The following is a 10115-nucleotide window of genomic DNA, read 5'->3' on the forward strand; positions in this document are numbered from 1 at the left end:
CATACAGGCCGGGGGTATCGCCTGGTGTGTTTGAAGCTTTACAGCGTTCTGAAGACACTATTCTTCATCTTGAGCAGACGTTTCGAAACCGCTTGAGACCGGTGGACACCTCCAGCCCACGTGCGACTCTAGAGGGTTTTCTGGATAGTGTCAATCGCGCCTATATCTTGGTGATGGAAACCCATGCGGCGCTCAAAGCCAGCCCGCCTGAAATGACGATTGATGAGGCTCGAAAATTTGAAGCCATGGCTGAAAATCTTATGCGGCGCGCTGCAGCAACGCTTGATCTCAGCGATGTACCAAGAGCAACGCGTCCGGATGTCGGTATCGAGTCTGCTTTACAGCTGAAAGAGATCTTGGATCGGGCGATGCTGCCTTTAATAGATACGGTTCCCGACCTACCCATGGTTAAGGCTGAAAGGCAACGCCTGGGATCGGGATTGCCGGTTCGCTGGCGTTATCCAAATACCCCCATTGAAATCATCGAGGTCTTGGAGGGCGAGCAACAGGGCAGTTTTCTTTTCAGCGCCGCGACGATCCGCCGTTTACACAGATACTACACGGAAGTCGCGGATCTTCCGTATCGCTCCGATCAGTCTAAAAAAGAGCTGGGATACATCTCCCCGCAGATATCCGCGGGCTTTTACGAATTTTATATTACAACGCCTGGTGATCTGATTCCCAGGACAACGTTCTTGGGCCGGCTCGTTGAACGCTTGCCCGATAGGTTAAAAACGGTTCATGGAGGCCAGACCACCTGGCAGTGGATTGCTATGATTCTCAGCGTTCTCGTCCTGACCGTTGCATCCATTCTGGTCTATTACGTTTTTAGGCGCTTGGCCGGAAAGTTACAGGCGCCTTTGAATCAGTGGTTCATGATTTTTGCCCCTTTGATCATCGCAGGCCTGGTGGTCATTGCCGTCGATTATATAAACAACGACCTCAACATCACCGGCAGGTCTTTGCTGGTCATTATCACAGCCAGCAATGCCATCGTCTCTATTTTGTTGGCATGGGTGGTATACGTTCTTATCCGGGCGATTGCGGATTCGATTACTGCCCTGCTGAAACTACCCGTGGAGAGCGTAAAAATGAGTCTGATACAATTGAGCTCACGCGTCATTGGTGCCTTGCTGTTCGCATGGGTGTTGATCGCGGGTTTGAGAAATTTGGGAGTCGATGTCGTTCCGCTGGTTGCCGGTCTGGGTGTTGGTGGTCTGGCCATCGCCCTGGCGGCCCGACCGACTATGGAAAGCATTATCAGCAGCTTCATGATCTATCTGGACAAACCATTTCGGGTAGGTCAGCGTGTCAATGCATTGGGTCAGGATGGTACCATCGAAGCTATTGGCCTGCGTTCAACCAAGATTCGGTTGTTGACCGGGCCGCTGACATCGATTCCCAACGAAAAAATGATAGCAGCCGAGGTCCAAAACATCGGCCGTCGGCCCTATATTCGACGTCTTTTTAATGTCACCATTACCTACGACACTTCACCGGAAAAGATCAATCGTGCAGTGGAGATTTTGCGGGAGATACTATCAGTGCCTGAAACAGAACCAACCGCTACCACCGGTGCAACGGAGAACAGCTCTGAAACGACACCGCATCCCAACGAAGCCATCAACCAGGAAGATTTTCCGCCGCGGGTTTATTTCAACGAATTGAATGCGGATTCCCTGAATATCATTGTCATCTACTGGTACCACCCGCCCGAGTATTGGCCCTACCTTGAGCACGCCAACTGGATTAATATCCAGATCATGGAACGTTTCAACGCAGAAGGTATTGATTTTGCCTTCCCGACCCAAACATTGCACCTGGCCGGCGACGACAAGCGACCCCTCACTGTGGGACAGCGCTGGGAATCTGAGGAAGATTCATTTTCGCCCAGCGCGGTTTTGGCCCAGGCCGCAGCCCTGGGCGCCCAGGCCGTGCAGACGACGCCTACTGCGGCCAGCGATGCGGTGCGGCCGGAAGCCATCGAACGTGATACCTCAAAAACACAGCCTGATGGAGAACTGACCGACGCACCGCTTGAAGATGACGTCATGCAGGGCGATGAAGCAGGAGACGCTAAAGGATAATCAAATGACCCCAATCACGAGTGAATAAGAAAGACCAAATCAAGCGCCATTAGCGATTGCGCTAAAAAGAGAAAATTCTCATTTTCCCCCAAATGAGCGCCATAAAGATAATAAGGAAGAAACAGCCTGGAAAGACGAGCAATGCTTTCACCCAATCCCACAAGGATGTGGGATTTACGACTTCCTTTCTTATTAAGGATTCATTGATATGCTTAAAATTTTTTCTGACAAAGTCCTTTACGTAGTATGGCAGGCTCTCGTCAATCATATATCTCTTGAAATCCTGCTCAACTCTAGTGCCGGATACCGACCAGTCTTCTGCGGATTTGCAGAACAGTTCATATTCTGTCCTGCCGGTTGCCAAGGAGATATTGTATAGAGAACGCTCCCTTGCAATCTGATCAGCCTGGCTGTTTTTTTGAACCTTCTTATAAAAGCCCCAAAACATGTATCCCACCAGAAATAGAGCGCATATCCCCGCAATTAAATTCATTTCGGTCGCATATTGGGGGCCTCGATCAACGCTGGCAACAGCTTTGGTCTGTGAAAGTGGTGCAAGACGACCCTTGAATCTATAATCCTGCAGGTTGAAATATAGACTCACAAAAACCGTAACACCAATAACTAAAAGGACCACAATGCAACAATAGGCAATAAGTTTTTTATCCATTTGATCATCCCCAATACTTCATTCAAGTTCATTCATATCAAATGGTATGTGTTGGAAAGGTAATTGAGACCAGCAGCCGGGCGAAATCTGCCACGCCCTGCAAGCTTTTTGGATAAATTCTATGGGTTCTTTGAACTGATACTCAACCCGTGGGAAGTGCGTCCGCTGGCGGCACGATGGCAATATCGCCGACCGCATTGATCCAGGCCTTATGACCGGCCCGTTCAAGTACCTCCACCGTGCGGGCGGGATACCCGTCTTCTACAAGCTGCTGCCAGATGGCGGCATTTTTCTGAAAATATTCTGTGAGCGACATCTCTTCGACCAGGGGCTGTAGAAACCCATCGGGCCCGCGAAAGCAGATTTTCTGGGCTTTGAGTAATTCATCCAGGTGCCCGCTAAAAGATGGCCAGAATTGCCGGTCGCTGCGGATGGCACCGGCCAGATCGGCCAGCAGCATGGCTTCCGGATCGTTGTCATGCATGGAAAACCAGGGCATAAAGACAATATGGCCCAGGTTGTCCAGACTGAACGCAAACTCACTTGGGTACAGGCTATCGTTGTCCTTTCGATAGACGGCATAACGTGTCTGGATACCGTAGCCGTTGGTTCCCGCAATCAGCATACCGTCATCAGCGAGCAGCTTAGCGGCATGCGACAGCATTGTTTTTCTGCTTTGGGGCTCAAAATAGATCAAAAGGTTCATGCAGCGGATCACGGTGGCCGGCGGCAGATCCAGTTGCAGGAGATCTTCTTTGATCAGGGTCAAATTATTGCTCTCAAAATCCCGAATGTGATGCTGAATGAGCTTACAGCCATCTTTTTCGATCTGTTGGCTGACAGTGCCGTCGGATTGCGGCAATTGGGGAGCCAAATCCGCATACAGTGCTTCGAAACGCTGGCGAGTGCCGGCTGGATCTTCGTAAAGGGCCCGGCCAGAGGGATCCATGGAAGCCTGAAAGTATTGGAATCCCCCGGCTTGATCAAAGCAGGCGTAATGGCCGGCCGGATCGTACAGCACAAAATCGGCAAATGAGCGGTCAACTCCGTAGACCTGCCAGTCGGGCAGCGCCCGGGCGGATTCGGCCGGTGTCACCGGTGGGAAACCACATCCAATATCCACGAATAGCGGTGAACTGTCAAAAGGCGGGGCGTATTCGCCGGCGACATAAGCATCCAGTTTTTGATGCCGGCCCGGCAGTGTAATCGGCGGGATCCGGCCGCCCCAGGCCCGCGGCAACATGGTGGGAATGGTGACCGAAAGCCACCGGATCAAGGCCGTGTTGAACTGCTCGACGCCATATCCGGCGCGCTTCATCAAGACCAGCATACGCTCGATAAATGCCTGGGTGTCCGGCGGCAGCTTGGGCAAATCAACGGATGTTGCCAGCTGTTGCGGAAGACGTGCGCCCAGGTGTTGCTCTACCAGGTCGTTAAATTCGGTTTGCATACTATCCTTCCGATCTTTTTCTTGTTCGGTTTCCAGATTATCCGATAGCTCTGTTCCGTCCCGCCGCTGTCATTTATCCAGCCAAATGTCAAACTGGGTGCCTTCTTCTCCGAGCACCGGCGGGTTGATATTTTTGACATAATTTCTGACAAAAAAATAATATTGCCGGCCAAAAAGGTACAAAAAGGGCGCGTCTTGATTGACTTTCCGGGCGATGTCGCACCAGGTCCTGGCCCGTATTGCCGGATCGGTGCTCAGTCGCTGCTGAATCAACAGCTTGTCGACTTCCGGATTGGCATAACCGGTAACGTTCCAGGGGCTTTTGGAGTGTAAGACGGCTGTGGTCGTGGGACCCATATCGTATCCGCCGCGAATGAGCCAGGAGATGCAATCGAAATTCTTAGAGAACAATTTTTTCATGATGCCGGGAAAATCCTGCGGGACCGGGTTTACCTTAATTCCGATTTCTTTCATCATCTGCTGCAGAATAATGCCGGCCTCTCTTCCCCGATTTGTTGCCGTGTGAACATATTCAAATTCTACCGGTTTTGCGACCTCGGCCATCAGCGCCCGGGCTTTTGCCAGATCGTGCTGCAGATACTCCGTGTCGCTGCAGTCCAGCGAATTGCCAAACCAGTTCTCTGTGTAAGGCGTAATGTCCTGGTAACTGGCACGGATATACTTTTTCTGATCCCATGCATGGGCGATGGCACGGCGCACCCTGACATCATCAAAAGGCGGTCGAGTGGTGTTAAGGGCCAGGATTCCAGCACCACGAAAGTGTACGATGTGTTTTTGAAAATCCGGATTGGCAGACAGTTTTTTGACATGCGCCGGCCGATCGGTAATCATGATATCGGCCTGGCCTGATACCAGAGTGGCGTAGCGTGATTCATGGTCCGGAATGGCGCGATAGACCACCGCGTCCAGATAGGGCCGATCCTTTTTCCAGTAATTCGGATTCTTGGTTACCGTGATGCGGTCGCCGCGTTTCCACTCTTTGATCATAAAAGGCCCCGTGCCCACCGGTGCCCGGTTCTGGGTATCTTCCTCGACCGCTTTGGGTGATGGGATCAGGGCGGTAAATCCGGATGGGTCGGTCAGAACAGCCATAAATGGCAGCCAGGCGTGCTTCAAGCGAAACCGCACTTCGTATTCGCCGGTCTTTTCGATGCCAATGATGGGCCGGAACAGTATTCGTTGGCGGTAGCGGTTTTTGGGATCCAACAGACGCTGCCAGTGATGGACGACGGCATCGGCGTTAAATGGCGTGCCGTCATGAAATTGGACGCCCTGGCGCAGTTCAATCGTCCATATTTTGCCGTCTTCAGAAGAGGTGGCCGAGATCCCCAGGAGCGGAATGATATTGTCATTTTTATCCCGTGCAAACAATTTTTCCATTACCAGGTTTCCCGTTACCCTGCCGCCGCCCACAGCGGAACGGGCCTTGATGGCATCGAACCCCATGGCATCGACTTCGCCAAGCAAGCGCAGGGTACCGCCATATTTGGGGCCCGCCCAGGCCACGGGAGCGGTGATAAGTGTGATCAGCACCACCAGGAAAAAAATAATAAAACAGCTTCGCGTGACGCGGGACACCATTGCCTGCAGGTCAACCATCTGAGATTTCATCGCAAACCTCCCGGAAGTGAATGTTTAAAAACATCAAATCGGCACCTTTTTATATAATAACGGGTTGTTCGAATGGTTTAATATATAAATGTACAAATATCAAGTAAAAATGTACGTATTATTGTATTGTTTCTCATAAGGGTGCTGCTCTGACCGTATCCATGTCGTCTAAGCTTCCAATGGGTAATGACAGGCCACCTGGCGTCCCGGTGTTATGTCTACCAATACCGGCTCAATATCCGTGCAGCGCTGTTTTGCCCCCGGGCAGCGGGTGCGAAATCGGCAACCGGAAGGGGGGGCAACAGGCGATGGCATTTCAACACCTCGCAGCGTAATTTTCCTTTGGATCCGGCCAGCCGGAATTTCGGGAACCGATTCCAATAGAGCTGCCGTGTATGGATGCCGGGGTGATTGATACAGGTCTTCAGCATCAGCAATCTCGCACAGTTTGCCCAAATACATGACCGCCACCCGGTCGCAGATGTGTTTTACCACGGCCAGATCGTGGGATATAAACAGCATGGTCAACTTGTGGCGCGCTTTTATACGCTCCAGTAAGTTCAGGATCTGGGCCTGGACCGACACATCCAACGAGCTGACAGGCTCATCGCAAACCAAAAGCTGTGGGTTCGTCACCAGCGCCCGGGCAATGCTGATGCGCTGGCATTGACCCACTGAAAGTTCGAAGGGTCGCCGGTCATAGATTTGATCCGGATCCAAACCAACATCCTGCATCAATGCACAGACGATATCCCTGCGGTTGCGGCGATGGGTCTGACCGGATGCCCTCAGCGGTTCGGAAATGGTGCGGCCCACCCTGCGGGCAGGGTTCAAAGACGCAGCCGCATCCTGAAATATCATCTGAAGGCGTGGTCTGATCCTACGCAGATGCGCATCGTTGCCGCCCGCTAGTTGCGCCCCATCAAACCAGATCTTACCGGCAGTCGGTTTTTGAAGCTGTACAATGGCCCTGGCCAGCGTGGATTTGCCGCAGCCGGATTCACCGACCAACCCCAGGGTCTCGCCGTTGTCGATGGTGAAGCTGACATCTGAGACGGCCTGAATTATTAAACCGCCGTCGATGGCAAATTCGACCACCAGGCTTTTGACGTCCAGCAGGGGATGGGTATGTGTTTGATCGGGGCTCATTTGGTTTCCAATGGATACCAGCATGCAAACTGGTGGTTTTTTCCGGCAATATTTCTCAACGCCGGTTCCTGCTGCCGGCAACGGGCTTTTGCCTGGGAGCAGCGTGGCGCAAAGCGACACCCACCTGCTGGAGCGAACAGATCGGGGGGATGCCCGCCTATGGCCTGAAGTGTGGTGTGCGGAGGGTCTGTCAGGCGCGGCATGGCATCCATTAAAGCCCGGGTATACGGCATGGCAGTATGTTCAAAAAGCTCAGTGGTTGCGGCCTGCTCAACGATCTTGCCGGCGTACATAACGGCTGTATCGTGGGTTCGGCCGGCCACCACACCCAGGTCATGGGAAATGAGTATCATGGCCATCTGCTGATCTTGTTGGAGCATGGCCAGCAGGTCCAGAATGTCGGTCTGAACGGTTACATCCAGCGCCGTGGTGGGTTCATCTGCAATCAGCAGCTGCGGTTCACAGGCAAGGGCGATGGCGATGGCCACCCGCTGGCGCAGTCCCCCGGAGAGCTGATGGGGGTAGTGGCTGAAACGGCGCTCGGCCATGGGGATGCCGACTTTCTCCAGAAGTTCTACGGCACGATCCCGGGCGGCCTGTCTATCCATTTGCAGATGGTGGGTTAACACTTCGCTAATCTGTTTGCCCACTTTTATGACCGGATTCAAGGATAACATGGGGTCCTGGAAGATCATGGCAATGTCTTTGCCCAGGATTTGCCGCATTTGCGGACCTGCCAGACCAACCAGGTTTTCTCCCAAAAATTCAATGCGGGTTTCCGGCGGCATGATTGCATTACGCGGCAATAAACCCATCACAGAGCGTGCCATCATGGTCTTGCCGCAGCCGGATTCACCGACCACACCCAGCGTTTTTCCGGGCTCAAGCGCAAATGAAACCCCATCGACGGCATGCACCAAACCATCAGGTGTCGGCATCAGTGTCTGCAGGTTCTCGACGGCCAGAAGTGGTTTGATGTGGGGTTTTGCGATCATAATTGACTCGTTCTCTTTTCAGCCTGACTGCGCAAACTGTCTCCGATCAGATTAAAGGCCATAACCGTCAGAAACATAACACCAGCGGGAATCATGCTCACATGGGGCGCTTCTTCGAGCACCTCTCTACCCTCGGCAATCATGCCGCCCCAGCTGGGTGTCGGCGCCGGTACCCCCAGACCTAAAAAGCTTAACGCACCTTCGGCCATGATCATAAAGGACACCACCAGCAGCGCGTATGCGGCCATGGGCGCGATCACATTCGGGATGATTTCCCGAGCCAGAATTGTGAAGTTGCCGGCACCGCTTAGACGGGCGGCCTGGACGAATTCAAGATCGCGCAGGGTTAAGGTTTTGGCCCGGGCAACCCGGCTAAAGGCCGGAATCGTCAGAAACCCCAGGGCGATGACCAAATTGCGCAGGCTTGGCCCCAGGTAAAAGCTAATTGCTAAAAGCAGCACAATTCCCGGAAAAGCCAGGATCACATCCATAGCAGCGACAATGGCGGCTTCCAGGCGGCCCCGGAAATACCCCGCCAGGCAACCCAGGATGCCACCTAGCAAAAATCCGATTACTGGCGAGAGCAATCCCACCGTAAGAGAAACGCGGGCGCCGTAGATCAAACGGGAGGTCACGTCCCGCCCCATGGTGTCGGTTCCCAGCCAGTAGGTGTATGTCTCTTTTTCCGGTTTGACCGCATTTTGAAGTGAGGCGCTATCGCTGCGTGTCCCGGGCGTTGCCGCGGGATGATCCCAGTCCATGGTATCAAATGCCGGCACAGCCCACCAGCCGGCTGTGGTGGCCGCTGCAACGACAATTGCCAGCCAGATGACTGCCAGCCAGAAGGTCCTGCCCGGGCGCGTTTTAACAGCATTAACCGACATTGGCGGGCTCCGTTCGAATCCGCGGGTCTAAGATGTGATATAAGATGTCAACCATGGTATTGATGACCACATACCCGATGGTAATCAGTAGAATACACCCCTGGACGACCATATAATCGCGGGCATAAATAGAATTGACCAGCAGGCGGCCGATACCGGGCAGGGCAAAGATGGTTTCGATGATCACCGCACCGCCCAATAAGCGTCCAATCTGTAGACCCAGAATGGTGACCAGGGTAAATGATGAGGGTCTCAGAGCGTGATGCAGCAGCACCTTCCAGGGCGGCAGCCCCTTGGCTCGGGCCATCAGGATATAATTTTGCTGCAAGGTGCTGATCATATCACTGCGCAGCACGCGCATTAGAACGACCCACTCAATCAGGGCGATACTCAGCGCCGGTAGGATAAAGGACCGAAAGTTGGCCCAGAACCCGTATTCAAGCGGCATGTAGCCGGTAGCCGGCAGCCAATGCAGCTGAATGGCAAACAGATAGATGCCCACCAGTGCCATGACAAAGATGGGAACCGAGAAGGTGGCAAAGCCGCCGATGCTGATCAGGCGGTCGAAAAAAGTGCCGCTGCGATAGGCGCAAAAGATGCCGGCCGGAAGGGCCAGCAAAAGGGCGAAAAGCTGGGAAATAACGAGCAGCTCAACGGTGACGGGCAGGCGGGTCAAAATGATGTGCAGGACAGGCTCTCCGGTGAGATAGGATTTACCCAGATCGCCCTGGAGAAGATGACCCAGCCAGCTGACAAATCGGACCAGGATGTTGCGATCGAGTCCCAGGTCCTTGCGAATGGCTTCGATGTCCTCCGGGCTGGCGCCCCGCCCGCCAATTATATCGGCCACGTCGCCCGGCAGGATATTGACCATTAAAAATGTCAATGCGGCAACGGCCAGCCCGACGAGAATGAGTCGCAAGATTTTTTTCCAGACGAACTTCATTAATTAATCGCTTGAAATGAAAAAAGTTTTTGGCTATCGGCCTGTTGCAATTCAGCTGTATGAGGCTAAATCTTGAGCTTATCCTTTCATGTTTTTATACATTTCGTGAGTTCAAGTCAATTTGAACCGATGGCTTTTTGGCGAATGTATCGACTAGCAGCGTACCCAGCATGTTGCATTTTGTTTTAAGGTTCTGTTCAATCTGGCTGCTTTAAAGCGACGAGACCTTGCCATTTCCAGGCACCATTCTTTTTAACGATATGCAGGTTATTGGGCAAACGGAGTTCACCCAGCGAGCTGCC

General features: G+C 53.0%; 8 protein-coding genes. 1 reads left to right on the forward strand and 7 read right to left on the reverse strand.

What is annotated here, in order from left to right:
* A partial coding sequence (locus tag QNJ26_18345) for a mechanosensitive ion channel family protein (protein ID MDJ0987507.1) occupies positions 1-2087 on the forward strand: 2087 nt, incomplete at its 5' end.
* Between the two features lie 61 nt (positions 2088-2148).
* Here the strand turns inward: QNJ26_18345 and QNJ26_18350 are convergent.
* The 7 genes from QNJ26_18350 to QNJ26_18380 form a co-directional block, all read right to left on the reverse strand.
* Positions 2149-2757 (reverse strand): hypothetical protein, encoded by a 609-nt coding sequence (locus tag QNJ26_18350; protein MDJ0987508.1) that lies wholly within the window; start codon positions 2755-2757, stop codon positions 2149-2151.
* Between the two features lie 142 nt (positions 2758-2899).
* Positions 2900-4207, reverse strand: a complete 1308-nt coding sequence (locus QNJ26_18355; protein MDJ0987509.1) for a CheR family methyltransferase — start codon at positions 4205-4207, stop codon at positions 2900-2902.
* 69 nt (positions 4208-4276) lie between these two features.
* The gene (locus tag QNJ26_18360; protein MDJ0987510.1) at positions 4277-5839 is read right to left on the reverse strand and encodes an ABC transporter substrate-binding protein; all 1563 of its coding nucleotides are present in this window, start codon (positions 5837-5839) and stop codon (positions 4277-4279) included.
* A gap of 168 nt (positions 5840-6007) precedes the next feature.
* The gene (locus tag QNJ26_18365; GenBank protein ID MDJ0987511.1) at positions 6008-6988 is read right to left on the reverse strand and encodes an ABC transporter ATP-binding protein; all 981 of its coding nucleotides are present in this window, start codon (positions 6986-6988) and stop codon (positions 6008-6010) included.
* The gene (locus QNJ26_18370) at positions 6985-7983 is read right to left on the reverse strand and encodes an ABC transporter ATP-binding protein (GenBank protein ID MDJ0987512.1); all 999 of its coding nucleotides are present in this window, start codon (positions 7981-7983) and stop codon (positions 6985-6987) included. Before QNJ26_18370 ends, QNJ26_18365 begins: the two co-directional genes overlap by 4 nt.
* Positions 7980-8867: an ABC transporter permease gene (locus QNJ26_18375; protein ID MDJ0987513.1), complete on the reverse strand. Its 888-nt coding sequence runs from the start codon at positions 8865-8867 to the stop codon at positions 7980-7982. The genes QNJ26_18370 and QNJ26_18375 overlap by 4 nt, the downstream gene beginning before the upstream one ends.
* Positions 8857-9813: an ABC transporter permease gene (locus QNJ26_18380; protein ID MDJ0987514.1), complete on the reverse strand. Its 957-nt coding sequence runs from the start codon at positions 9811-9813 to the stop codon at positions 8857-8859. The genes QNJ26_18375 and QNJ26_18380 overlap by 11 nt, the downstream gene beginning before the upstream one ends.
* Between the last annotated feature and the right edge of the window lie 302 nt (positions 9814-10115).

The sequence above is a fragment of the Desulfobacterales bacterium genome, from assembly GCA_030066985.1.
In the GTDB taxonomy this organism is placed as follows: domain Bacteria; phylum Desulfobacterota; class Desulfobacteria; order Desulfobacterales; family JAHEIW01; genus JAHEIW01.

What these genes read in the sequence shown, in the direction of transcription:
- QNJ26_18350 (MDJ0987508.1), bottom strand. Translation starts at nt 2,757, where the DNA reads ATGGATAAAAAACTTATTGCCTATTGTTGCATTGTGGTCCTTTTAGTT.
- QNJ26_18355 (MDJ0987509.1), bottom strand. Translation starts at nt 4,207, where the DNA reads ATGCAAACCGAATTTAACGACCTGGTAGAGCAACACCTGGGCGCACGT.
- QNJ26_18360 (MDJ0987510.1), bottom strand. Translation starts at nt 5,839, where the DNA reads ATGAAATCTCAGATGGTTGACCTGCAGGCAATGGTGTCCCGCGTCACG.
- QNJ26_18365 (MDJ0987511.1), bottom strand. Translation starts at nt 6,988, where the DNA reads ATGAGCCCCGATCAAACACATACCCATCCCCTGCTGGACGTCAAAAGC.
- QNJ26_18370 (MDJ0987512.1), bottom strand. Translation starts at nt 7,983, where the DNA reads ATGATCGCAAAACCCCACATCAAACCACTTCTGGCCGTCGAGAACCTG.
- QNJ26_18375 (MDJ0987513.1), bottom strand. Translation starts at nt 8,867, where the DNA reads ATGTCGGTTAATGCTGTTAAAACGCGCCCGGGCAGGACCTTCTGGCTG.
- QNJ26_18380 (MDJ0987514.1), bottom strand. Translation starts at nt 9,813, where the DNA reads ATGAAGTTCGTCTGGAAAAAAATCTTGCGACTCATTCTCGTCGGGCTG.